Source organism: Chloroflexota bacterium (assembly GCA_034717495.1).
Classification (GTDB): Bacteria; Chloroflexota; Anaerolineae; order JAAEKA01; family JAAEKA01; genus JAYELL01.
Map to the genome: position 1 here is coordinate 22,661 of JAYELL010000023.1, position 25,835 is coordinate 48,495.

Sequence of the window (25,835 nt, forward strand, 5' to 3'; positions counted from 1 at the left end):
CCTAAGCCTCGCGGAATTCACCCTCGACCACTTCATCATCGTCGCCACCCTCGGGCGGCGGAGGTGAACCACCATCGTCACCACCAGGTGCCGGTTGCTCGCCGGGCTGCTGGTACATCTGGGCGCCGACCTGCTGCCACGCTTCCATCAGTTCATCGCTTGTGCTGCGAATGCGAGCCGTATCTGAACCCTGGAGCGCCGAACGCACCGCAGCGATCTTTCCCTCCAGCTGCTCCTTGGTGCCATCGGGCAGATTGGGCGTATCACTCAGGAACTTCTCGACCTGGAAGATCGCCGTGTCTGCGGTGTTGCGCGCTTCAACTTCATCCTGCCGTCGCTGATCCTCAGCCTTGTGGGCCTCGGCCTCCTTGACCATGCGATCGATCTCGCCTTGAGACAGGCCGCTGGACGCCGTGATGCGAATGCTCTGCTCCCGGCCGGTCGCCTTATCCAGCGCGCTCACGGCCAAAATGCCGTCAGCGTCGATATCGAAGGTAACCTCGATCTGAGGAATACCTCGCGGTGCCGGTGGAATCCCGTCCAGAATGAAATTACCGAGCAGCTTGTTATCGGCGGCCATCGGGCGCTCACCCTGAACAACCTTGATCTCTACGCTGGTCTGGTTACCGGCCGCCGTAGAGAATATCTGGCTCTTTTTGGTGGGAATAGTCGTGTTGCGCTCGATAAGCGGTGTCGCAACCCCGCCAAGGGTCTCGATACCCAGGGTCAGCGGAGTCACGTCCAGCAACAGCACATCCTTCACATCACCACCCAGCACACCCGCCTGGATAGCTGCGCCGATTCCGACTACCTCGTCAGGATTGACGCCCTTATGCAGCTCGCGGCCGAAGTACTGTTTGACAGCCTCCTGAACCGCCGGCATGCGGGTCTGGCCACCGACCAGAATCACCTCTTCGATGTCCGAAGGCGTTAGCCCCGCATCATCCATCGCCTTCTGAACCGTCACAATCGAACGCTCCACCAGGTCAGCGGTCAACTGCTCCAATTTGGCACGGGTCAGGGTCATCTGCAGATGCTTGGGGCCACTGGCGTCTGCCGTGATGAAGGGCAAGTTGATTTCCGTCTGCATAACGGTCGACAGCTCGATCTTGGCCTTTTCAGCCGCTTCCTTGAGTCGCTGCAGAGCCATCCGGTCCTGGCGCAGATCGATGCCCTGCTCCTTCTTGAATTCATCGGCAATCCATTCGATTATCCGCTGATCGAAGTCATCGCCTCCCAGGAAGGTGTCGCCATTGGTGGATTTAACCTCGAACACGCCCTCGCCAACGTCGAGGATGCTGATATCAAAAGTGCCACCACCCAGATCATAGACGGCGATGCGCTTTTCCACATCTTTGTCAAGGCCATAGGCCAGAGCAGATGCTGTCGGCTCGTTGATGATCCGCAACACATCCAGGCCAGCGATGCGACCGGCATCCTTGGTCGCCTGGCGCTGGCTGTCATTGAAGTAGGCAGGTACGGTGATCACTGCCTGGGAAACTGGTTCACCCAGATACTGTTCGGCATCATGTTTGATCTTCTGCAAGATCATCGCAGAGATCTCCGCCGGTGCGTATTCCTTGTCCCCCATGATCACGGCGGCATCCCCGTTGGAGCGCTTGACGATCTTGTAGGGTAAAAGCTCGATGGCCCGCTGTACTTCCGCATCGTCGAATTTGCGACCCATGAGCCGCTTCACCGAATAGATGGTATTATCAGGATTTGTGACCGCCTGGCGCCGCGCAACCTGACCAACCAGGCGTTCGCCCGACTTGGTATTCACCGCCACCACGGAGGGAACCAAGCGCGCTCCCTCGGAGGAGGGAATGACCACGGACTCACCCTGTTCCATGACTGCCACGACTGAATTCGTGGTCCCCAAATCAATACCGATAATTTTTGCCATTGTTTTTGACTCCTTGTCCTAAAAATCCGTTCATACTTGGAAAGAAAATTAGTCTATCGATCTCTTTGCGCAACTACTGCGCTACCTTGACCATGGTGGGCCGTAACACGCGATCACCCAACATGTAACCTTGCTGCAAGACCTCCAGGACCGTATCCGATTCGTTATCGGCGTCGTCGACCATCATCACCGCCTGGTGAAGATTGGGGTCAAAGGGCTGCCCTTCAGCTTCGATTCTTGTAACGCCTTCACGCTCCAGTACCCCCTGAAGTTTGCGCTGAATAAGACCAAATCCATCGGCCCAGGAACTCTCCCGGACCTCTTCCGGCAGTGCTGCGAACGCTCGTTCGAAATCGTCCAGAACAGGAAGGATATTGGTCAGGACGCGCTCGCGGGAAGCCCAAATCTCGTTCTCGGCCCGAATCTCACTTCGGCGTTTGGCGTTGGCGTACTCTGCCGCCGCGCGCAGGTACTTGTCCTCCCATTCGTCGCGAGCCTTGACTGCCTCCTTATACTCGTTGACCAATCCGACAACAGGGTCGGAACTCTCTTCGGGTTCTTGTTCGGCACTCTCCAGCAAATCCTGCCAGGAAGCACCCTGCTCCACATCATCCAAAACATCCGACGCCGTTACCTCGACGACCTCCGGCTCAGATACATCAATCACCTCTCCGTCGACGACACCTGGTTCCTGACTGTCGTCAAGGGAAGGCTCGACTCTTTCCTGATCCTCACTCATTGTTTGCTGTTTTCCCTCTTCTTCTTTATCCATACCAATCCTGTACCAGTTCGCTCATGACACGAGCGACAAAACGGACCAAGGGAATCGCGCGGTTGTAGGGCATTCGAATAGGCCCCAGGATGCCAAGGACGCCGGTTGCCTGACTGGAAATCCCATAGGGAGACAATACCAGGCTGATATCCCGCAGCGGTTCAACAGCACGATCGCCCCCGATCAGAATTTGAACCCCATCCTGCTGGCGAACATCTTCAAAAACAGATGAAAACAGGGGCGGTTGTTCCAGCACAGTAACAAGTTGCTGTGCATCTTCAGTGCTGGCAAACTCGGGTTGCATCAAGATGTACGACAGACCCTCCCGGTAAACATGCTCCGTGCTGGCGCGGCTCTCCCGCTCTATGATGGTCTGAACAACCTCGATGACCCGAAGTCCGAAATCGGAAAGCTCTCCCGACTCCGCTGCGACCTCGGCGCCGGTCTTAGCAGCCAACAGGTGGTTTAGCTGATTCGAAACTCGACTCAACTCTTCCTGGGATACCTCGCCGTCCACACTGAGCATCTGCTGTTTGACTATCCCCTGATGCAACACAAGGACAAGTAGAATCAGCCCCTGGCGAACCTCGACCAGCTCGATGTGCTTGAAGCGGACCTGCGACGCCCGTACAGGCGTCGCCAGTGCCGCCATGTTGGCCGTATGAGCCAATACAGCAGCCGAGAGTTGCGCCCACTGATCCGCCTCCAGTCCCACCTGATGGAACTGATGCTGGATCATCAATTGATCGTCCTCAGAGAGAGAACCATCGGGCAGGAGGTGCTCCACGAAATAGCGATACCCCTCGTCGGTGGGAATACGCCCCGCTGACGTGTGAGGATGAGTCAGGTAACCCCGCTCCTCCAGGGCCTTCATTTCGTTGCGAATCGTTGCCGAACTAACGGTCAACCCATAGCCCTCGACCACCGTCCTGGAACCAACAGGTTGCGCGCTCTCGATATATTCCTGTACAACAATCGCCAGCACCGCCCGCCGGCGGGCATTCAACTCACCCACAATCACTCTTCCCATCCTTTTGTCCATTATCCGAAAAGATATTAGCACTCTCAGTACACGAGTGCTAAATCCCACCATAGAATAATACCACGAACCGAACGGGGTGTCAAAACAAGAAGAGGATCAGGCTATTCAGCAGGCACAGGAGAAAAACAGCGCCCAGCAGTATCGCCACCGACAGTTGCCTGCTTTCCCTGCCAAACAAACCATAGGCGACCAGAGCCATCAAAAGCAGGCTTCCGCACAACAGGTTCAGAAAGGCGTAAGCCTCCCGTGTTAACTCTGATACCATCGAGGATCCCTCGCTAGTAGGCCTGCTGGTCGCTGAACACACGCAGCACCGTGCGCAGCAAGATACGAAAATCGAGCGAGAGCGACCAATTCTCGATATACCAGAGATCGTACTTGGTGCGCTCCGTAATGGAGGTATCACCCCGTAGCCCGTTCACCTGGGCCCACCCGGTGAGACCTGCCTTCTCCCGATGGCGATCCATGTATCGGGGAATGCTCTGACGGAACTGTTCAACGTAAACCGGCCGCTCCGGCCGCGGGCCGACCAGGCTCATTTGGCCCAAAAACACGTTGATCAGTTGCGGCAATTCATCGATGGAAAAACGGCGGATCATTGTACCCAACCGCGTGCGACGAGGATCATCCTCGGTGGTCCAGCCAGGACCACTTGCCTCGGCATCGGTGCGCATCGACCGAAACTTGATCATCGGAAAGGGTCGGGCGTCCAACCCCATCCGTTCCTGAACATAAAACACCGGACCGGGCGATTCCAGCTTGATGAGCAACGCGGTGAACATCAAAACGGGGGAGAGAAGGATCAACCCGACGGTGCTGCCAAAAAAATCTACCGCCCGTTTCAGAGCCAGATGCCAGCCGCGCAATGCAACATCGCGCATGGTCAGCAACGGCAAGCCGGCCAGGTCGCTGATACCCACCTCAGTGGCCATGATCTGAAATACGTCAGGATAGGTGCGAATACTGACTCGCTCCCGCTCACACTGGGAGACGATATGGACCAGTTCCCGATGAGTGGCCTCCGGCAGGCAGATAATCACCTCCTCCACCTCATGCTCTTCGATCACACGGGGCAGATCGGCCGGTGTTCCCAGGACTGGAACACCCAAGACCATGTTGGCATTGCCATTGTTGGCGATCAGACCCACCGGTTGATACCCCAGCTGAGGTGAGTGCAGCATCTTCTGAAGCACCATGCGGGCTACCTCGCCCGTCCCCACCAAAAGAACCCCACTACTTCCGACGCCCCGTCGCATGAGCTGCCGCTGCAGCTGAATGTTCAGCCAACGCCCCAGGCCAATAAAAAACAAACTCAACAGCCAGGCAAAGATGATCATCGGCCGGCGATAATCGATGGTATTCTTGAAAAGGAAGGAAATCACGGCGATGGCAATCAGCGTACCGAGGGTGATATCACGCAAGAGGGTCGTGAACTCCTCGAACTTGGGCTTACCCCGCCGGCGCTGATACAGCTTGTCGAAGAACATGACTGCGATCAGCGTACCCACGAAGATCAGCATCATGGGCACATATTGGGAAAAGTTTCCAACGCTCGGATCGCGCGACAGGTTCAATCGATAGGCCAGGAAAAAGGCCAGGCTGGCCATGAGGATATCAGTAACGAACTGCAACAGTATCAGGATGACTTGCGAGCGCTTCACTGCCGTCACCTCCTCGTTCCTATTCCAGCTACCATGTTTACGTCAGCGCCAGGCTACGGCGAAACTGTGACCAGGCCTGCCCAATCATGGCCATCATGCCGCGCAAACCGATTCCACCTACGATCAACCAGTGGAGCCACCAGGGTGTATCGGCTTCGTAGTGCTTTCGATAAAAGAGGATCATGGCCCGGTAGAACTCATAGCGGGCCTTGCTGCTGGTTTTGCTGGCGGCTTCCTTGACGTGCAGCACAGTTACCTCGGGATTATACCATACGGTCCAGCCCCGCTCCTTGATGCGAAATGCCCAGTCCAGATCCTCGCCATACATGAAAAAATTCTCGTCGAGCAGCCCCGCCTGGCAGATCGCTGCACCGCGCACCATCATGAATGCGCCAACCACTGAATCCACCTCCGTCATCACATCCGGGTCCAGATAAGTCATGTTGTAGCGGCCAAAGCGCTCACTTCCGGGAAATAACTTGCTCAAGCCCAACATCCGATACCCGGCTATCTCAGGAGATGGAAAAGAGCGCCGGCACGCCAGATCCAGGCTTCCGTCCGGTCGCACCAGTTTGGGCCCTGCAACGCCGCAATCGGGCCTGCTGTCCATGAAATCCAGCATGTCCGCCAGTGCCGTCGCCGGGACTTCCGTATCAGGATTCAGGAGAAGGGCGTAGCGCGGGGTTTTTGACTCGTCGCTATCATCCGGGTTGTCGGCGAATCCGTAGTGGCGGAGGCCCAGATTGTTGCCGTAGGAAAAGCCACCGTTGATCGGGCTGGCAATCAACGTGACTTGCGGGAACATCTTCTGCACCATGGCAGCACTGCCGTCGCTGGACGCGTTATCTACCACACAAACATCGTAGGTGAAGCTACCCTGGCTGGCATACACCGTCTCCAGACAGCGCTGCAACAGGTCTCGTGTGTTGTAGTTGAGAATGACAATAGCTAAATCAAGCACAGTTATCAGTCTACCCGTGGCGTGTACCGCTGTCAAGCTATCCCTGGTCCCGCCAGTGAATGTCTTCCCGGTGGCGATTCTGCCACCTCCAATGCAGACCCACAGGATAACCCAGCATCTTCGCCACATCGCCGCTGGCCCGGATGACGGGAATCAGCCATGTAGTCCACAGCCGTCGCTGCCAACTGAGAGCTGCCCACTGGGCGCGCAAACGCTGATATGGTCTCCAGCAGTAGGCCAATCCGCCGGCCAGCAGGCCGAACAGCCAAAGCGAGTTATGAAAGAGGCTCAACAGGATCAAGGCAGGGGCGGCGATCAGGTAGGTACCATAGCGGATGGCGTGGCGCTTGCGCCATAGATCAGCCTTGCCATCCCCCCGCGCATAACGATAATATTGCTTGAAAAAGCTGCGTAAATTGGGGCGAGGGCGGAAATGAGCGACAGCCTCAGGCGCCCACAGGAATCCACCACAGCAATCAATCATCTGGAAATCAAATACCAGGTCCTCGCAGTAGTCCAGCCACTCCGGATAGCCATCGGTACACTCAAAGGCCTCGCGGCTGAACGCGACCGACCGGCTGCTTGGCAGAAAGCTCGAGGGATCGATTTCCTCTTCAAGCGGCAAGGTAGTAGCGCCCAGGGCAAGCTCGAAGTCATTCTCAGGAGCGGGCATGAAGAAGCCAGCCACTGCCAGCCTGCCCGGATCAAGGCCAGCTTGTGCCGCATTTTCGAAGGGCGAGACAATCCGCTCCAGCCACACAGGCTCCAACCAAACGCCCGCATCGACGCTGGCGATGACATCACCGCTGGCACAAGCGACTGCAACGTTGCGGCCCTGGCTGATATTGGCTCCCCCTGCCTCGTGAAGTTGGATCGGCAAACGGTCAGCATAGGCCTTGACCACCGCCTGGGTACCATCCCGGCTGCCGCCGTCGACAATCAACACCTCATGCGGTTGCCGGGTCTGGGCCACCAAACTGTCAAGAAGGTGGTGTATCGACCCTGCCTCGTTAAGAACGGTACAGATGACCGAGACGCGCATAATGTTGTTATTATAGCTGGCGCGTCCTCGCAGGTCAAACATTAAAATTTGGGGGCAAACCGGCTGACTTGTCCGGTGATTGGTGTAGTGCATCGGCACTTTCGGCTCCCCACATGTAGTGGTAGGCGACCTGGAACAGGGCATTTTTGCAGCTTTCAGGCAAGTATTTTGGCGTGACGCCAGCTTGAAAACGTTTGGCGGGCACTTGCTCCTATGGTATAATCTCGCCCACGAATTGTGTGCCGTATTGCGTCAAATGAGCACCCCCACAGGAGTATTCTGTTATGGTCGAAGTCACGATTGATAGCGTTCGTGTGAGCCTGATGTCCCAACACAGGGTGGTGGTTCTCAAGGAACTGGATGGCGGACGATTTCTACCGATCTGGATTGGCCCTTTTGAGGCGGATGCCATTACTATCGAACTTCAGGGGGTGGAAGTTGCCCGTCCTCTTACCCACGATCTTTTAAAATCCCTGGCCACCTTGCTGGGCGCGGAGGTTGTGCGCGTTGAAATCAATGATCTCAACAACGATACTTTCTATGCCCGGATTTATTTGATCTTCGAGGGCAGTGAGATGGAAGTAGATTCGCGGCCCAGCGACGCCATCGCCCTGGCCGTACGGTGCTCTGCGCCTATCCTGGTCGCCGATCATGTCATGGACAGAGCCTCCATCATGCCTGAGGAGGATGTCCGTGAGGAAACAGCGGGGGATACTGAGCCCTCAAGCGAAGAAGAACTGGACGCCTTTCGCGATTTCGTCGAAGGACTCGACCTCAAAGGGCTGGGCGAAGATAACTTTCCACTTTGAATGCCGGCCTGGCGACGGGCCTTTGCGAGACAACCACAGGTTACGGCGAGGTTTCAGGCCTCGCCGTGTTCTTCTTGAATCACCCGGAGAAATCCCTTGGACAATGGTTTCACACCAAGAGACCGCTTCGTGCCCGCCAACCCGGAGGCTGAAGAGGCCGTTCTTGGCTCATTGATGATCGATCCCGATGCGGTTATCAAGGTCGCTTCATTTCTGAAGGCCGATGACTTCTACCAGGAAAAGAACAACTGGATATTCCAGGCCATTCTGGATCTGCACGAGCGACGTGAGCCCGCCGACTTTGTCACGGTCAGCGACGAATTGGAGCGTCGCCGGCAGTTGGATGAGGTGGGCGGACCGAGCTATGTGTTGGACCTGATCAACGCGGTGCCGACCGCCATCCACGTCGAGCACTACGCCCGTATCGTGGAACGGACGTCGGTGCTTCGCAAACTCATCCGGGCCGCTGGCCAGATTGCCCAGTTGGCCTACGAGGAAACCAGCGAAGATGTCCAGGAAATCGTCGATCGGGCCGAACAGGTCGTCTTCGGTATCGCCGAGAACCGCACCCAACGCGATCTGACTCCGGTCCGATCCATCATGGCCGACGTGGTGGATCGCATTGATTTCCTCTACCATCACCGGGGCGAGATCCTCGGGGTGCCGACCGGCTTCAAACTGCTGGATCGAATGCTCGGTGGCCTTCAGAAGAGTGATCTGGTCATCCTCGCGGCCCGGCCAAGCGTGGGCAAAACATCCATGGCCATCTCCATCGCCCAAAATGCTGCCCGCAAGTATGGCAAACGCGTTGCCATCTTCAGTTTGGAAATGTCCAATGAACAACTGGTTCAACGCATGTTGGCAGCCGAGACAGGCATCGACTCCCAGCGCCTTCGCATGGGCAACATCCACGGCGAGGATGAGTGGCACAAGCTAATGGAAGCGGCCGGCGCTCTTTCCGAGGCCCATGTTTTTATCGACGATACGCCTGCCCTGTCAGCCATGGAGCTGCGCACCAAGGCCCGCCGCCTCTACGCGGAACATGACGTTGATTTGATTGTGGTCGACTATCTGCAACTCATGCATGGCGGCACAGGCCGCTCAGAAAACCGGGTCCAGGAGATCAGCGCCATCTCCCGCGGCCTGAAGGGGCTTGCCCGGGAGCTAAACGTGCCCGTGCTGGCCCTCAGCCAGCTTTCCCGCGCCGTTGAAGCCCGCCAGGACAAAAGACCGATCCTGTCGGACCTGCGCGACTCGGGAAGCATCGAGCAGGACGCCGACGTGGTCATGTTCATCTACCGCGAGGAGATGTACATCGAGGATACGGAGCGGCAGAACATCGCCGACGTGATAGTTACCAAGCACCGCAACGGCCCTACCGGCACGATCTCCCTCTTCTTCCGCAAGGAACTGACCCAATTCAAGGACCTGGAGATGCAGCGCGAGGATTTAGAATAGGACTCACCATGGAAGGTTTTGCAGGGTTTCCAGCTGGCAAACAAACCATCGTTCGGGTTCCGGATGTCTTCTTCACGGAGCTCTTGCCGGTCATTGACGACCTGGCCGAACTCAAGGTAAGCCTTCACTGCCTGTGGCTGTTGAATCATAAGCGAGGCGACTTGCGCTATACCCGTCTGGACGAGCTGGCCGCAGACCAACGGTTTATGTCCGGCCTGGAGGACCTGCCGGAAGACGCCATGACAACGCTCAAACGCGGGCTGGAGATGGCGGAGGCGCGGGGCACCCTGTTGCGAGTCAAGGTGACCCCGCCAACGGGTGATGTGGAAGACTGGTATTTCCTCAACAGCGAGCGGGGGCGCAGCGCCGTGGAGCGCATTCGACGGGGCGAACTGCATACCTTTGCCGAGCCGCTGCCGGACGACATCAGCCTGCAGACGCAACGCCCGCACATCTTCGTGTTATACGAACAGAACATCGGCGTCATCCAACCTATGCTGGCTGACGAACTGCGAGAGGCCGAACGAACCTATCCCCGAAACTGGATCGACGAAGCCTTCGGGGAAGCGGTCGCGCTTAACAAACGAAGTTGGCGCTACATCCAGCGTATTCTGGAACGTTGGGCCGCCGAAGGAAAAGATGATGGAATCGATAGGCGAGACGCTCAAGGGAATGACAGTTACGAATCCCTCAAACGACGCTACGTCCCAGAAGGATATGAGGACATCGTTGAACACTGACGCCCAGGTACCGCCCGAGCCCGGCAAAAGCTGCCCCATCTGCGGCGGACTGGGATTTATCGTCCAGGATCTTCCGGTCAGCGATCCCAACTTCGGTCGAGCGATCCCCTGCCAGTGCCGCCAGTCTGAAATGGCCCGCCGTAAACAGGCCAGATTGACCCAGGTCAGCAGCCTTGATCAGCTCAGCCACATGACCTTCGACACCTTCTATCCGAAAGGGGTCGGACTATCTGAAGATCAGATTCTCAATCTGCACAAGGCCTTCAGCATTTCCCGGGAATTTGCTGCCAAGCCAGAAGGGTGGCTGCTGCTCACCGGTTCGTATGGATGTGGCAAGACACATCTTGCCGTCGCGATTGCTCACGAGGTAATCGCACGAGGCCAGCCGGCGCTCTTCGTCGTTGTGCCTGACCTGCTCGATCACCTGCGAGCCACCTTTGGACCCCAATCGGAAACCAGCTTCGATGAACGATTCGAGGCCGTCCGCGATACGCCCCTTCTGATAATGGATGATTTCGGCGCCCAAAGTGCCACACCCTGGGCCAAAGAAAAACTCTTCCAGATCCTCAACTATCGCTATACGGCTCAGCTCCCGACCGTCATCACAACCAATATGAAACCGCCCGAGATCGAGCCACGGTTGCGATCGCGGTTAGCCGACCCCGATCTGACCATGACGGTCACTATCCTGGCGCCTGATTTCAGGTCCAGCGGTACATCGAACGCACACGGACTCAGCACATTGACGCTGCATGTCGGCCAGACCTTTGAGAATTTCGAACTGAGACGCTCCGAACTCCCCAAAGAAGAATCTGATAGCCTTACCTTCGCTCGAGATTCTGCCAGGGCCTACGCGGGCGATCCCCGGGGCTGGTTGGTATTGACAGGTATCTACGGCTGCGGTAAGACACACCTGGCCGCTGCTATCGCCAACTTCCGCATCGAAGGACATCACGAACACCCCATGTTCGTTGTCGTACCAGACTTGCTGGACCACCTTCGGGCGGCTTTCAGCCCCAGTGGCGGCGCTCCGCTGGACGTGCGATTTGAGGAAGTGCGGCGCACGGACCTTCTGATTCTGGACGACCTGGGCACCGAGAGTGCCACCCCGTGGGCCAGAGAAAAACTCTTCCAAATCCTCAACTACCGCTACGAGGCGCGGCTTCCCACTGTGATTACGAGCAGTAAATCGGTCGACAAGATGGACGAACGTCTTGCCAGCCGTATGCTCGACACCAACCGTTGCCGGGTCCTCTCGATCCTGGCGCCCAACTATCGGGGCAGCAAGGGTCAACGCAAGCGAGGCCTGTTCGGCTAGAGGTCGTAATCCTGCCCTTTTTTCCCGACTCGTGAACTATGGTATAATTGCGATCGTGTTATAGGTCGACGGCAGATGAAATTGTGCCTGCCGACAAAAGGTCTGTATCAAGTTCCCCTGTGTTGGCCAGGGACTGACAGGCGCCCGCAGGTGCATCAATCGTTGCGCCGTTGCTACCGGCCGGGTGCCCCGAGATGGTCCACCAGCACCAGGGGTTATTTCTTGACAGCCAATCAAGGATGCAGATCAAATTCACCTTCTGAGGTATGACCATTATGCGTCGCAATGCAATTCTTTTGACAGCCATAGCGGCCCTGATCCTGGTGCTGATGCAGGCCTGCGCCCTGGGCGATCTCGTCGCAAACGAGCCGGCACCCATTCCGACACCAAGCCGCACACCTCACCCGACGTTTACGCCGACTCCACCGGAGACTCCGACACCTATCGTTGCTCCCACCAATACGCCTTCCCCGGTGCCATTGCCAACGAACACCCCGGCGGAAGCGCCACCGACAGAGGCGCCGGCGGAACCACCTGCTGCCGCACAGCCAACGGATACGCCCGCGCCCGAAACAGCGCAGGTGATCATCGACAACCCTACCCTGAATGTTCGCCAGGGTCCCGGCACCAACTACCGGATCATCGGGCGCGCCAACAATGGGGAGCGCTATGACATCAAGGGCAAAAACTCGTCGGGCAGTTGGTGGCAGATCAATTTCAACGGTCAGGATGGCTGGGTCTCCGGATCCTATGTTCGCACCGAGGGTGACACAGGCGGGGTTCAGGTCGCGTCCAACATACCTGCGCCGCCGCCACCACCTACGGCGATACCACGCCCAACGCAGCCACCCGCACCAACCGCGCCACCAAAACCGAAGTTTCCCTATTCCTACGAAACGGGCAGCATGATCAGCAACCCCAACTGTGGCTCCGTTTACATGGAGGGCAAAGTAGTCGACGGAGGCGGCAACGGCATCAATGGTATTGCGGTGATGCTGGAATTCTTCGGCAATCGGGTCTACCGCATCACCGGTGTTGGCAAGAACCCCGGCGAGTTCGGGTTCACGCCCCTTTCCCGGGAGATGTACGAGAGTCCCGTTCCATTCAACGTGACCGTTGTACAGGGCGACGGCAACCCTGCACCCCTGTCCGATAGCGCGTTCATCGACTTCCGAAACTGCAACGCGGCCGGGCAGTTCACCAATATCAGGTTCCGCAAGAACTAAACCACTGCAACGAGGCGAGTCTTGTCACGGCAGAAAAAAAAGCCATCCCTCGCCGGCATTGTCATCAGCGCTGCTGGCCTGCTCCTTGTGGGCGGGCTGGCAGTTTTTGCATTGCTGGGTACCCCCGCCCTTGCTCATGCGCCACCAGGCCAATGGCTGTTCAACCTCACCGGCGAAGAAGCCCCCTTGTCCCAGATCAAGGGGCTCAGTGACCTGGTGGCCGACGCCATGCGGCCGCGTCTGGAGACCGAGGACATGGTCCCCGTGGCCCACGCTGGCGTCAACCCTTTTGGGGTCAACGTATTCCTGGAGCAAGAGGTTGATCCTGCCAAACGAGAGCAGGCTGTGCGCATGGCCCAGGAGGCTGGATTCCACTGGCTCCGCCAGGAATTCCCCTGGGAAGACATCGAAATCCATGGCAAAGGTGATTTTGAGGACCGCCGCAACGAACCCGTTCGATCGGCCTGGGAGAAGTATGATCACATCGTCGATCTGGCCGAAGCATACGACATGGAGTTGATTGCCCGCCTCAGTAATCCCCCGGCATGGAGTCGCTCGGCAGGCAACGACGGCGGCACCTACGCGCCACCAGACGACCTGGCAGATTACGGCGATTTTGTGGCTGCAGTCGTCGATCGCTACCAGGGACGCGTGCGCTATTATCAGCTCTGGAACGAACCCAACATCTACCCTGAATGGGGTGACTCTGCCATCGACCCAGAGGGCTTCACAGAACTCCTGAAGACAGGAGCAACCCGGGCACGGGCCATTGATCCGGAGGTGGTGATCATCTCTGGTGCTCTTGCCAGCACTATCGACCTGGACGGAATCCACGTGCCGGCGCGCAATTTCAACGACCTCACCTTTCTGCAGCGCATGTATGACGCTGGGGCAGCCCCATACTTCGATGTACTTGCCATGCAGGGCTACGGACTCTGGTCCGGGCCCACCGATCAGCGAACACAGCCTCGCGTAATCAACTTCGGCCGTCCACAGCTGGTGCGGGATGTCATGGTGAAAAACGGTGATGCGCAAAAGCCGATCTGGATCAGCGAGATGAATTGGAACGCGGTGCCCAATGACATTCCAGATAAGCGTTACGGTCAGGTCACCGAAGAACAACAGGCCCGCTATCTGCCGCTGGCCTACGATCGCATCCAGACGGAATGGCCCTGGGTTGGCGTGGCGAACACCTGGTATTTGAAGCGCCCCACCGATCAATGGGAACAAAACGGCCAGCCTGAAGCCTATTTCCGCCTGCTGACTCCCGGATTCGATCCCCTGCCGGTCTACGATAGCATGATGGACTTTACGGACGATTTGCGCCCGGCCCTGCATCAAGGGTATCATCAGGAGGACCACTGGGCGATCAACTACACCGGCAACTGGGATACCATCGCCGACGACCAGGCAGTATTGAGTCAACTGCGGCAGACCAGCGATCCTGCGGCAGGCCTGTCATTCCGGTTCGTGGGCAGTGATCTGGAACTGGTGGCACCCAGAGGCCCGGGCATGGGACGGTGGATCGTGGAAGTTGATGGCCGCGAGCGCGCTCGCATCAACCTGGATTCCAGTAGCCCGCGCCCAGCGCTATCCGCAACGGTGGCTCGCAGTCTGTCCAGCATATCGGCACACCAGGTGACGATTCGACCCGAACTGGACGAATCGGGACAACTTGTCGGTCCGGTTGCCCTGGACGGAATCGTCGTCCGGCGCCGAAACATGGCATTTGTCAATGGCCTCTATTGCCTGGTAACCCTCCTCTTTTTGGCAGTGCTCGGGCTGCTAGGTTACTTCTGGCTCGCCAGCCGGCACAATATTCCGCAACAGGCCGGTTGGCAAGAATGAGTGATCCGAATCCCTGGCAGGCAAGCGTTGCCTGAAAAATCATGACCGAAACGACCTCCCGGAGACGCAGCCAATTCGATAGATGGATCCTGTGGCTGATCTTGCTGCTGGCGACCGCGTTGCGATTCTTGCGGATCGGTAACCAAAGCCTCTGGGCTGACGAGGGCAATAGCGTCGCGCTGGCATTGCGTTCCATCAGCGAGATCTCCGCCAACGCAGCAGCGGATATCCATCCACCCCTTTATTATTGGTTTCTCCACTTCTGGGTGCGTATATTTGGCACCAGTGAGATTGCTGTTCGCTCCCTCTCTGCCGTATGGGGTATCTTTCTTGTCTGGTTGGTTTACCAGATCGGCAGCCGGCTCCACGATAGACGCACTGGGTTGATCGCGGCCTTTCTGGCGGCGATCAATCCCTTCTTGATCTATTACAGCCAGGAAGCCCGCATGTATTCGATGCTGGCAGCTCTGGCAGCCCTGCTATTTTATGGTCTTGTCCGCTTCATTCTGCACGAGTCGATTGTCCTGCCGGCCGACGGCACCGGAAAGACAATCTCCTTCTCGGCTCCGGCGACGGCAGTGATCCTGGTGGCATCGATCGCGGGACTCTATACCCACTACACGTTCCCGATCCTGATCCTCACAGCCACTTTGCTCTACCTGTTGTGGGTATACGACTCCCGACGCAGGGGATTCGTATCGATCCGTCTGCTTCAGTGGGGACTCCTGTTGATCGTGATGGGCTTCTTCTACCTTCCCTGGCTTGGAACGGCGATCGACCGGCTGACCAGCTGGCCGCGGTCGGGCCAGGATATCGCCTGGACCGAGGCGTTGAGCGAGATGACGCGCCTGTTGGCGCTGGGTCCGGTGGCTCAGGGTGATACCAACAGCGTCTGGATGGTCATTTTCATATTGCTTTTCATCCTGGGCCTTTTTCCCTGGGCACGTCCCGGGCGGCGACGCTCCCATTGGCTCAGTTGGCTGCTGCCCTTCGCATGGCTGGCAACCCCGGTCTTTTTGATACTGCTGGCCGATCTCTACAAACCAGCCTTCTTCAAGTTCCTGATCGTTTCAGTGGCGCCCTTTGTCCTGCTGATGGGCCGGGGCATCACCGGATTTGAGGCTTCCCTCAAGCGAAATCCCTGGGGACGACGGTCGACCACGGCCGCAGCCATTTCGGACAAGCGGGCTGGCAAGAGCGGCAATCAACAGGCTGAGGTCGCCGCCAAATCGTCCGCGGGAAAATGGATTTCACTCATCTGGGTTGTGGTAACGCTAATCCTTGTGATAATCCCCACAGCCATGACTTTGCAGGTCTACTACTTCGATCAGGACGTTTCACGGGACGACTATCGCGCCATAGCCTCGTATATTGAAGCGGTTTCTCAGCCCGACGACGCCGTTATCCTCAATGCACCCGGACAGCAGGAAGTGTTCGACTACTATTATGGCGGTGATATCCCGGTCTACGGCCTGCCGGAACAGCGTCCTGTCGACAAAGCTGCTGCCGTTGCCCAGCTCGAACAATTGGCCGGGCAACACCGCCAGCTTTTTGCGCTCTTTTGGGCTACCGATGAAAGTGATCCCGATAGCATTGTGGAAGGCTGGTTAGACACGCACGCCTATAAATCAGCTGAAACCTGGCAGGGCAATGTACGTTTCGTGATCTACGCCACCCAACAGGCCACAGACGACTGGCCGGAACAGAGTTCAGGCGCAAGCCTCGGCGATCAAATTCGCTTGAACAGCTACGCCTTGTCCTCCCAGAATATCACTTCAGGCGAGGTCCTGCAGCTGCAACTGGCCTGGCAGGCCCTGAGCCAAGCAGATGCCGACTATACGGTGTTTGTGCAACTCCTGGATGCGCGGAACCAGGTGGCCGTTCAACGGGACGCACCGCCGATCAGCGGTGGCGCTCCGACTGGCAGATGGCAGACGGGCGAGGTCGTAATTGACAACCATGGGTTGTTCATCTCTCCCGGTACTGCACCTGGAGACTATCTTCTCATCACCGGCATGTACAATCCGCAAACAGGCGAGCGACTCATCAGTGGTGCCGCCGATTACATCGATCTTGGCACTGTCCGGGTGGAGCGTCCTGATACGCCACCCGCGCCGGCGGCTTTGGGCATGGACACCGATCGCTCATTCAAGTTCGATGAAGTCACCATGCTGGGTTTCGACCACTACAAGCGGGGCTTTCGGCACGCCCCGGATACGCCGTTGCATCCCAACGATCTGCTTCACTTCACCTTTTTCTGGCAGGCCGATGTCCAACCGACCGCGGCCTGGTGGTTCACGGTTCGCCTGATACAGGGCACTGACAAGGAAGTGGCTGCAGTCAGCGGACCGCTGGTCAGCAAGGAATACCCGACGCTGAACTGGGAAGAGGGCGAGATCGTCCGCGGTGAACACGATTTATTTCTGCCCGACTACCTCACATCTGATCGCTACCAACTTCAACTCTTCCTCCATACCGGCAACCCGGAAGCCATCGCGGACAGAGTGAATCTGGGCCAGATTACAATTAGCGAACCATAAGTCCCACTCTCAAGGAAATACTTCGCAATGATTCTGGAAAGTCTTTCTGTAGGCATGCTACAGGTGAACTGCTACATACTTGGTTGCGAGCAGACCAACCAGGGTGTTATTATCGATCCTGGTGGAAATGCGTCTGGCATCCTGAACCTGGTGAACCAGTTGGGATTGTCCATCGTTTCGATCCCCAATACCCACGCTCATTTCGACCACATTTTGGCTGTCGACGAGGTAAAGGCCGCTACCGGCGCCCCCTTCTGGCTCCACAGGGACGACCAGCCAGTGCTCAAGGGGGGTCGCGAAATGGTCAAACTCTGGATGGGTTACGACCCCGGCCCAATGCCTGAGGTCGACAGTTTCATCTCGGCCGGCGATACGCTTCACGTTGGAGAAGAGGAATTGGAAGTCAGGCTGGCGCCCGGCCACTCGCCCGGTTCAGTGATCTTCATCCATCACGACAGCCGGCGGGTCATCGGCGGAGACGTACTCTTTGCAGGGGGCGTAGGACGCTTCGATTTCCCCGGAAGTGACGGTCCGACCCTGCTGCGGTCGATCCATGAACAGTTATTGACCCTGCCGGACGACTACGCGGTCTTCCCGGGCCATGGACCGGCGACCACGATAGGGCGCGAACGACAGGCGAATCCCTATCTGCAGCCCGGAATGGCAACTCTTTTTGAGAGTTGAACAATGACCATCGCTACATCTATCGAACTACCGCGACAGATCTATGACGGGATCGTGGCCCATGCCCGCGAGGGCGCCCCACAGGAGATATGTGGCATCCTCAGTGGCATCGATGGACGCGCCACTGAGCTGGTGCGGGCGCAAAATGAAGCTGAGAATCCTGTCATGGATTACTGGGTGGACGGGCAGACCCTTCTGCGACAGTTCGACTTCGAGGATCAGGGAGAGGCAATGATCGCCATCTATCACTCCCACCCTGTCGACGAGGCTTATCCTTCAGCGACGGACGCGCGCAATGCCTACTATCCTGACGCCACCTATCTGATCTGCTCACTGCTTCAACCCGATCAACCGACCCTTCGCGCCTACCGGCTGCTATCGAAGGAGCTCGACCAACGGCCGGCAGAGTTGCTTGCCGTGCGAGGAAACCCAGATTTCCTGGCCCATCATCACAGGGACGACACCAACGATACCTATGATCTGCTGGTCAGAGAATCCGACGGCAGGGAGCGTTGGCAGCGGGTCGAGATCATCGAACAGGATGTTGTTGTCCGAGATTAACCCGCGCAGCCGCGCACCCTCAGATGTGCCAAAGTATGAAATCCTACTTGACAGATCAAGTTTCCTTCTGTACACTTCCGGTATAAGATACAAGACCTTTCTGGAGTCAGAACCAGTGATCGCATCGTCCTGTCAGTATTTCGCACAACCTTGTTCCTGTCTATAGCGGGAGCGCCGGCAATGTTTGCCGGATGCTCTCGCCTGCCGACACGCGTGCGATGAGACTGCAAGATAATGCGCCCAACAATCAAAAAAGACCCACTGCGAGGTGGTGACAAAGAGTAGCCCTCACTTCTTTTGCCTGCCTCGGTGGTAAGAACAACGAGATTGAGCTCATCGCACGGTTGTAGACCGGTGATGGGCGTTTTTGTTTCCAGCCGTAACAGAACTCATCTGAGCTATCGATCAAAGAAAGGAATTCCAAGCCAATGTCAACCGTACGCATTCCCACACCGTTGCGCCACCTTACAGGCGGTCAATCCAAGGTAAACGCCTCAGGCAACACCGTCAGTGCAGTAATCGAAAACCTGGAGTCAACCTATCCTGGCATGGGTGAAAAGCTTTTGGACGAAAACGGAGAAATCAAACGGTTCATCAATGTATTTGTCGACGGCAATGAGATCCGCACCATCGACGGCGCCGACACGCCGGTGGGCGATCACGACGAAATCACCATTGTGCCTGCCATGGCCGGCGGCAGTTTCCAGGAGCCCCATTAATGCCTCGACTCAATCGTGACCAGCTTCTCGCTCTTGCCAGGAGCGAGATCACTGAAACTACGATCCGTGAGCTGGATGAACGCCTGCAAAACGGCCAGACACCACTGATTATCGACATCCGGGAACGGGATGAATTTGAGCAAGGACACCTGCCCGGAGCGATCTTTGTGCCGCGCGGTTTTCTTGAGCTACGAATAGAACAATTCGCCTTCGACCGGGAAACGCCCATCGTGCTTTACTGCGCTGGCGGGGTTCGATCGGCCCTGGCAGCTCGTAACCTGAGGGAAATGGGATACACCGACACAGAGTCTCTTGTCGGCGGTTACAGTGGCTGGAAAAACAGCGGATTGTCCGTCCAGATGCCGCGCCTGCTCACGGGCGACCAGAAACAGCGCTACAGTCGCCACGTCCTGCTGCCCGAGGTTGGGCAGCAAGGGCAGCTAAAGCTGTTGGATGCCAGGGTTCTGCTGGTTGGCGCTGGCGGCCTCGGTTCTCCAGCAGCGCTTTACCTGGCAGCAGCCGGCGTTGGCACGCTGGGAATCATCGATTTTGACGTGGTGGACTTGAGCAATCTCCAGCGCCAGATATTGCACGGCGAGAGTTGGCTCGGCCAACCAAAGGTGGAATCGGCGATCGCCCGTCTCAACGATCTGAACCCTGATGTCCAGGTGGTTCCCTATCAGGAACCCATCACCAGCGCCAATGCCCTGGGCATCATCAAGGACTACGACATCGTGCTCAACGGCTCGGACAACTTCCCTACCCGTTATCTGGTCAACGACGCCTGTCACTTCCTGCGCAAACCGCTGGTGGATGCCAGTATTTTCATGTTCGAAGGCCAGGTTACAGTCTACCATCCCGGATCACCGGAAGAGGGCATCGAACAGGGTCCCTGCTATCGCTGCCTCTACCCAGACCCACCGCCACCCGGTGAGGTGCCGAGCTGCGCCGAAGCCGGCGTGCTTGGCGTGCTGCCCGGTATCGTGGGATCGATTCAGGCAGTGGAAGCAATCAAGCTGATTCTGGGCAAGGGTGAGTCCCTGATTGGCCGCCTGCTGTTGTTCGATGCCATGGATATGAGCTTCCATACTCTCAATGTGCGTCGTGACTCGGAGTGCCCGGTTTGCGGGTCCAATCCAACGATCACGGCGTTGATTGACTACGAGCAGTTCTGTGGCCTGCCACCCACAACTGTCGCCAGCAACGGCCATTAACCCGAGGAATATCCGACAGGATCACAGTAGAGAATCGCACATGACCCTAGCCAATATATTCACGAACAGCCGGGACCTGGTCTGGTCGGTGGCACCAGAAACTGCCGGCCATGGCCATTCACTGCTTGCCCAGGTAGGCAATACCCCACTATTGAACCTTAGCCACCTGCTAATACGCCCTGGCGTCCATCTCTATGCCAAGGCGGAGTGGTTTAATCCGGGTGGATCGGTCAAGGACCGGGCGGCGTTGCGAATGATCGAGGATGGAGAACTCAGCGGAGACCTGACCCGGCGCAAAGTGATCATCGACGCCACCAGCGGCAACACCGGCATTGGCTATGCCATGATCGGTGCTGCAAAAGGTTACGATGTGCATCTTGTCATGCCCGCCAATGTGACCGCGGAACGCAAATCGCTGGCGAGCGCCTATGGTGCGACAATCATCGAGAGCGATCCGCTGGAGGGGGCTGACGGAGCGATTCACCTGGTGCGCGAGATCGTGGCCGCGACCCCTGAACGCTATTACTATCCTGACCAATACAACAACCCCGGAAATTGGCAGGTCCACTTCGACGCCACGGGGCCTGAGATCATCCGTCAAACCGGGGGCAGGATCACCCACTTTGTTGCCGGCCTGGGGACAACCGGCACCTTCATGGGCGTCGGACGGCGACTGAAACAGTTCAGGCCCTCCATCCAGTTGGTTGCACTCCAGCCCGCCGATGAACTTCAGGTCATCGAGGGTTTAAAACACATGGAAACCTCGATTGTTCCGGGCATCTATGATCCGAATCTGGCCGACCAATTCCTGCCGATCGAAGCAGATCAAGCCTGGATAACAGCACGGCGTCTGGCTCGAGAAGAAGGCTTGTTCGTCGGTTTTAGTGCAGGTGCAGCCCTGTATGGCGCGCTTCAGGTCGCCAACCAGATGGAGAATGGAGTAGTCGTGACCCTGCTTCCCGACGGTGGCGCCAAATATGTTAGCCTGGGATTATTCGAATAGGCTCTGGCCAGTCTGTGCGAAGCCCACCATAAAGGCGCCGACCGTGCCAGCCTGCATTTTCATCGTTGCCGGTGTGCCAACGACCAGGTTGACTTATCTCAAGCTCCCCTCCCAGTTTGGGAGCCCTTCGCTGTCGCTCTGGGGGCTGCGCACGGGGCCGGGGGGTGGGTTAGGTGATTGATGTCATCAAAAGAACACTTTCCCTGGACGCGCGCTCAGTGGTATAATGCTGACGATCGGGCCAATTCGTCATCCAGATTAACCACAAATCAAGTGCAGAGCGCATTCGATGGCAGAAACGAAGATAGACCCCAAGCTCGCCGCCGAACTCAAGTCTCAACCTGATGCCCAGTTTGATCTGTTGGTAACCGTGCAGCACGCCGACGATCAAACCGAAAAACACCTCACATCCCAGGGCATCGTGGTGCGCCGTCGATTGAGATTGGTACCCACGGTAGCAATCACCTGCAGCGGCGATCAGGCACAAGAACTGCTTGGCTACTCCTGGGTAGAACAGATTGAGCGGGACCAGCCGGTTCACACCATGTAAACCTATTCTGCGGCCATGCCCGCGGTTTTTCATCCATTGGCGCATGACAGCCTACAACACTCCACCTATCCGCCAAGGAGGCATTTATGAGCGACTCGCTGCTTTCCATGCTGGCAGCTGCTTCACCTGACAAACCTGTTCCCGTCATCATTCGATATAAGAATCTGGACGCGATGGCCAGAGCCAATGCCGATCACGCAGGTCAGGCAGCCGACATCGAGCTGGGGTATCAATACAGCTTGCTGCCAGCGCAGAGGGCCTCCGGCACACCGGAAAAGATAGCCGCGCTGGCCGAGAGCCCCCACATTGCAACCATCTGGCCCGATCTGCCGGTACATACCATGCTGGACGTTTCCGTGCCCCTCATCAGGACGCCTGAGCTATGGAACCTTGGGGTGGACGGAAGCGGGGTGCGCGTGGCGGTCGTCGACACCGGCATTGACCCCGATCATCCCGATCTGCAGGGCCGCATTGCCGCCGTCAAGGACTTCACCAAAGCCGATGGGGATGCCAGAGATGGCAATGGCCACGGCACCCACGTAGCAGGCACAATCGCGGGCAGTGGCGAAGCATCGGACGGCACCTACAAGGGCGTGGCACCGCAGGCCGAGTTGCTTGTGGCCAAAGTGCTCAGAGACAATGGCAGCGGCATGACCAGCGATGTCATGGCCGGGGTGGAATGGGCGGTCTTCGAAGACGCCCAGGTGATCAATCTCTCGTTGGGCTCCTCGATTAACTGCGATGGCTCTGATGCCCTGTCGACCCTCTGCGACGAAGCTGTGGCCCAGGGGGTTGTCGTCTGTGCGGCGGCTGGAAACGCGGGCCCCTTCCCCGGCACGGTCGGGTCCCCAGGCTGCGCTCGGCGGGTAATCACGATTGGCGCCACCGATGACGACGATCAGATTACAGGCTTTTCCTCGCGCGGGCCTACACGCGATGGGCGCATCAAGCCAGATATTTGCTTTCCTGGCAATGCGATCGTGGCCGCACGAGCCGAGGGAACCTCGATGGGTGAACCAGTAAATGCATATTATACCACCGGTTCAGGCACCAGCATGGCGACCCCTCATGCCGCAGGCGCTGCTGCCCTGTTGCTTCAAGCCTTTCCCGATCTGACTCCGGACGAGGTCAAAAGACAATTGATGCAGTCGGCCGTTGACCTGGGCCTCGACGCCAATACGCAGGGCAGTGGTCGAGGCGATCTCCTGGCAGCATACCTGGTGCAGGGACCACCTCTTCCAATCCCGACGGATCCACCGTCACCCCCGGAACCGGGCGGTTGTCTGGGGTTTGGCAGCACCAGTTCTGCCGCGTCACGCACATCTGCCGATGGCGGCCGGGTTCCGATGGAATTTTGGGTAATCCTGGCTGTTTTGCTGATGCTCTGCGCCTGTGTGACATTCGTTGCTGCGGCCCTGGTTGCCATTGGCCTGACCTACTGACGACGGACGGCTTCCAGAAGACCGCAGACGATGGACCGCGGACGGCGGTCAGTGGTCGGAGCGTTTGGACCACGAAGGCGCGAAGGTTCACAAAGGATACGAAGCGCGAAGAGCACGAAGGAAGTTGACACCGGTCCGTGGTCAGCGGTCGGTAGTCAGCGGTCCTCGGTCAGCGGTCCTCGGTCGTCAGACCCGGACCTGCTATCGCAGTCCGCGGAAGAGATCTTGTTCCAGGTTGTCCGGCGGACCCACGGTGGACTGGGCAAGGATAAATGCCTCCTGGCGAAACCAGGGGTCGGCAATCACTTCCTCGGGGGACTCGGAGTAGCGGCTGGTGTGCCCGAGCTGGGTGGCGTGGCAGAGGATGCCCTGCCTTTTTACGTCGGCATATAGGCCGACATCGATAATCGTGCTGATTTCGGTCGCAGGCAGGGAGGCGAAGTAAAAGGGTACGCCGTCCATCATAACGGCAGCCCGTTGTCCATTCTTGCTGCGCGCCGTCACAGCCTCGTCGATCATGGTGCGGTAATAGAGCTTTTTAACCTGGTGAGCAAGACCGGCGCTGCCATCGGTTGGCCAGTCGGGATCGGCGGCAAGCTCGACGGCGATGCTCGCCCAGCGATGCACAACTACATGGTCGTAATGGCCGTAGATCCCATCCTGACCGAAAGTAATGACCACGTCCGGCCTTAACTCACGAATGAGACGAACCAGTTTCGCAACCGCCTGTCCCTGATTCACAATGGCAAGTTGCCCATCCACGTAGTCGAGGAAACGGGGCGGGTGCACACCATAGGTCTGGCATGCGCAGCGCAGTTCTCTCTCCCGCACTGCGGGCAGATTGGAAGGGCTCGCCACTTCGGGATCGGCGATCTGACCTGCTTCACCGCGCGTTGCCGTTACAACGTAAACATCGCAGCCCTCCGCAGCATATTTTGCCAGGGTACCACCTGTGCCAAAAGCCTCATCATCGGGATGGGCGAAGATCGCCATCAAGGTCAGCTTTTTCTCAAACATTCTCGTCGCTCTCGGCCATAATCTGGCGCGCATGTTCCAGCAAAATTTCGGCGCGCTGCTCCGAAACGCCTTTGACTTCAAAATAGCGCTGCAGAAGCTCCATCGGAGTTAGCGTTTCAACCGAGACAGCGCCAAGTCGCCGGCGCTCACTCTGCTCCACATCCTTGCTGATCCCTGCGATGTAGTAGGCATCCTTCAGGGCAGCAAGTATCTCTCGCTCCTGTAACAAAGCTTCCTGCTCCGCTCGCAACCGCAAGACAACCCGAACAACGGCATCGCTAAGATCACGCCTTGCGATGGCCTGAACCACGGCCTCGGTGGGGTCACCCAATTCTTCCCGGACATCCTGCCGGATCGTGATGAAGGGGCGGGCCAGGACCTTATAGTGGGTGTGAAACTGCCAGTGCGTGTCCCCTTTTTGCACCGTTGCCACCACCCAACCCTTGGCTTCTTTTTCCTCCCCGAAGTCGATTCTTTCGATGCTGCCGCTGTAGACGACCGGTGGATAGCTATCACCGTTGAGACTTTGGTGCTTGTGAATATGTCCCAAGGCAACATAGTCCCAGGCAGGATTGGCCAGCTCACTGCGCGGCACAGCCACATCGCGACCGATCATGATGTTGCGCTCGGAGCCCAGGCTGGCATTTTGCACACTGAAATGCCCGGTCAGCACGGCAGGTACCTTGGGATGCTGGGCAGCCTCGATAGCCAGGGCGCGGATGTTGTCGACCATGATACTGCGCAAGTGCTTGTCGATCTCGGCAATGGACTTGCCCCGCTGATCCTCCCGCGCTAACAACCTGCTTTTTAAGGGATAAGGTACAGTTGCCACCTGCAGCTGTTGACCGCGACGGCAGGTGACCTGCCACAACTGCTCCCGATCGCCCACAAACATATTGGGCACATCCAGAGTGTTGAAGATAGAGATGCTGCTGGCCCGCTGGGCCACGGCAGGCAGGTCGTGGTTGCCAACCAGAAGCACCACCGGAATCCCACCATCGGCCAGCTTTTTCATGCGGCGGGCGAACTCCCGCTGGTAGGTGGGGTTGGGATCGCGGGTTTTGTAAGCATCACCCGCGAAGATAACCACGTCGATCTCGTGGTCCAGGGCGTAGTCCACGGCATCGCTAAGCCGGCGCAGGAAATCCATCACGCGGCCATTGATCCCCGTCTGCGGGTCCAGGCGCCCATAGTTCTCCATACCGATATGGATATCGGCAATGTGCAGCAATCGAATGGCAGGGTGTGTCATAGCGGCATGATAGCACGATCAGGTTTTCCTGCAAAGAAAGCGAACAATCACCTTCCAGGAAGCTCATAGT

The 25,835-nt window shown here is 57.7% G+C and carries 23 protein-coding genes; 14 read left to right on the forward strand and 9 right to left on the reverse strand.

What is annotated here, in order from left to right; translation table 11 throughout:
* Position 1 precedes the first annotated feature (1 nt).
* From dnaK to U9R25_04730, 7 genes are all read right to left on the reverse strand, one after another.
* Positions 2 to 1,906, reverse strand: coding sequence for a molecular chaperone DnaK (gene dnaK / locus U9R25_04700; GenBank protein MEA3335186.1), 1,905 nt, complete (start codon positions 1,904 to 1,906; stop codon positions 2 to 4).
* A 73-nt stretch (positions 1,907 to 1,979) separates the two neighbouring features.
* The gene (gene grpE / locus U9R25_04705; GenBank protein ID MEA3335187.1) at positions 1,980 to 2,678 is read right to left on the reverse strand and encodes a nucleotide exchange factor GrpE; all 699 of its coding nucleotides are present in this window, start codon (positions 2,676 to 2,678) and stop codon (positions 1,980 to 1,982) included.
* Positions 2,671 to 3,708, reverse strand: a complete 1,038-nt coding sequence (hrcA, locus tag U9R25_04710; protein MEA3335188.1) for a heat-inducible transcriptional repressor HrcA — start codon at positions 3,706 to 3,708, stop codon at positions 2,671 to 2,673. The genes grpE and hrcA overlap by 8 nt, the downstream gene beginning before the upstream one ends.
* Positions 3,709 to 3,799: 91 nt before the next feature.
* Complete coding sequence (locus U9R25_04715) at positions 3,800 to 3,985, reverse strand: hypothetical protein (protein ID MEA3335189.1); 186 nt, start codon at positions 3,983 to 3,985, stop codon at positions 3,800 to 3,802.
* Positions 3,986 to 3,998: 13 nt separating this feature from the next.
* Positions 3,999 to 5,381: an undecaprenyl-phosphate glucose phosphotransferase gene (locus U9R25_04720; GenBank protein ID MEA3335190.1), complete on the reverse strand. Its 1,383-nt coding sequence runs from the start codon at positions 5,379 to 5,381 to the stop codon at positions 3,999 to 4,001.
* Between the two features lie 37 nt (positions 5,382 to 5,418).
* Positions 5,419 to 6,378 carry a glycosyltransferase family 2 protein gene (locus U9R25_04725; protein MEA3335191.1) on the reverse strand — a complete coding sequence of 320 codons (960 nt, stop codon included), beginning with the start codon at positions 6,376 to 6,378 and terminating at the stop codon, positions 5,419 to 5,421.
* 1 nt (position 6,379) lies between these two features.
* A complete protein-coding gene (locus tag U9R25_04730; GenBank protein MEA3335192.1) occupies positions 6,380 to 7,426 on the reverse strand; it encodes a glycosyltransferase in 1,047 nt (348 codons plus the stop codon).
* A 242-nt stretch (positions 7,427 to 7,668) separates the two neighbouring features.
* Between U9R25_04730 and U9R25_04735 the strand changes: the two genes are divergently transcribed.
* The 14 genes from U9R25_04735 (at position 7,669) to U9R25_04800 (ending at position 23,496) form a co-directional block, all read left to right on the forward strand.
* Positions 7,669 to 8,193 carry a bifunctional nuclease family protein gene (locus U9R25_04735; GenBank protein MEA3335193.1) on the forward strand — a complete coding sequence of 175 codons (525 nt, stop codon included), beginning with the start codon at positions 7,669 to 7,671 and terminating at the stop codon, positions 8,191 to 8,193.
* A gap of 96 nt (positions 8,194 to 8,289) precedes the next feature.
* Positions 8,290 to 9,651 carry a replicative DNA helicase gene (dnaB, locus tag U9R25_04740; protein ID MEA3335194.1) on the forward strand — a complete coding sequence of 454 codons (1,362 nt, stop codon included), beginning with the start codon at positions 8,290 to 8,292 and terminating at the stop codon, positions 9,649 to 9,651.
* A gap of 8 nt (positions 9,652 to 9,659) precedes the next feature.
* Positions 9,660 to 10,391, forward strand: coding sequence for a DnaD domain protein (locus U9R25_04745; GenBank protein ID MEA3335195.1), 732 nt, complete (start codon positions 9,660 to 9,662; stop codon positions 10,389 to 10,391).
* Entirely contained in the window at positions 10,381 to 11,709 is a 1,329-nt protein-coding gene (locus tag U9R25_04750; GenBank protein ID MEA3335196.1) for an ATP-binding protein, read from the forward strand. The genes U9R25_04745 and U9R25_04750 overlap by 11 nt, the downstream gene beginning before the upstream one ends.
* Positions 11,710 to 11,984: 275 nt before the next feature.
* Positions 11,985 to 12,935 carry an SH3 domain-containing protein gene (locus U9R25_04755; GenBank protein MEA3335197.1) on the forward strand — a complete coding sequence of 317 codons (951 nt, stop codon included), beginning with the start codon at positions 11,985 to 11,987 and terminating at the stop codon, positions 12,933 to 12,935.
* Between the two features lie 21 nt (positions 12,936 to 12,956).
* Positions 12,957 to 14,783 (forward strand): cellulase family glycosylhydrolase, encoded by a 1,827-nt coding sequence (locus tag U9R25_04760; GenBank protein MEA3335198.1) that lies wholly within the window; start codon positions 12,957 to 12,959, stop codon positions 14,781 to 14,783.
* Positions 14,784 to 14,824: 41 nt separating this feature from the next.
* Positions 14,825 to 17,323: a glycosyltransferase family 39 protein gene (locus tag U9R25_04765; GenBank protein MEA3335199.1), complete on the forward strand. Its 2,499-nt coding sequence runs from the start codon at positions 14,825 to 14,827 to the stop codon at positions 17,321 to 17,323.
* 27 nt (positions 17,324 to 17,350) lie between these two features.
* Entirely contained in the window at positions 17,351 to 18,007 is a 657-nt protein-coding gene (locus U9R25_04770; protein MEA3335200.1) for an MBL fold metallo-hydrolase, read from the forward strand.
* A 3-nt stretch (positions 18,008 to 18,010) separates the two neighbouring features.
* Entirely contained in the window at positions 18,011 to 18,568 is a 558-nt protein-coding gene (locus tag U9R25_04775; protein MEA3335201.1) for a M67 family metallopeptidase, read from the forward strand.
* A gap of 428 nt (positions 18,569 to 18,996) precedes the next feature.
* Complete coding sequence (locus U9R25_04780) at positions 18,997 to 19,287, forward strand: ubiquitin-like small modifier protein 1 (protein ID MEA3335202.1); 291 nt, start codon at positions 18,997 to 18,999, stop codon at positions 19,285 to 19,287.
* The gene (moeB, locus tag U9R25_04785) at positions 19,287 to 20,501 is read left to right on the forward strand and encodes a molybdopterin-synthase adenylyltransferase MoeB (GenBank protein ID MEA3335203.1); all 1,215 of its coding nucleotides are present in this window, start codon (positions 19,287 to 19,289) and stop codon (positions 20,499 to 20,501) included. The genes U9R25_04780 and moeB overlap by 1 nt, the downstream gene beginning before the upstream one ends.
* A 40-nt stretch (positions 20,502 to 20,541) precedes the next feature.
* On the forward strand, positions 20,542 to 21,504 hold the full coding sequence (locus U9R25_04790) for a cysteine synthase family protein (GenBank protein MEA3335204.1): 963 nt from the start codon (positions 20,542 to 20,544) through the stop codon (positions 21,502 to 21,504).
* 289 nt (positions 21,505 to 21,793) lie between these two features.
* Positions 21,794 to 22,054, forward strand: coding sequence for a hypothetical protein (locus U9R25_04795; GenBank protein MEA3335205.1), 261 nt, complete (start codon positions 21,794 to 21,796; stop codon positions 22,052 to 22,054).
* An 86-nt stretch (positions 22,055 to 22,140) separates the two neighbouring features.
* Positions 22,141 to 23,496, forward strand: coding sequence for a S8 family peptidase (locus U9R25_04800; GenBank protein ID MEA3335206.1), 1,356 nt, complete (start codon positions 22,141 to 22,143; stop codon positions 23,494 to 23,496).
* Between the two features lie 201 nt (positions 23,497 to 23,697).
* Here the strand turns inward: U9R25_04800 and U9R25_04805 are convergent, their stop codons facing one another.
* Positions 23,698 to 24,513, reverse strand: coding sequence for a PIG-L family deacetylase (locus tag U9R25_04805; protein MEA3335207.1), 816 nt, complete (start codon positions 24,511 to 24,513; stop codon positions 23,698 to 23,700).
* A complete protein-coding gene (locus U9R25_04810; protein ID MEA3335208.1) occupies positions 24,506 to 25,765 on the reverse strand; it encodes an exonuclease SbcCD subunit D in 1,260 nt (419 codons plus the stop codon). The genes U9R25_04805 and U9R25_04810 overlap by 8 nt, the downstream gene beginning before the upstream one ends.
* Positions 25,766 to 25,835 lie beyond the last annotated feature (70 nt).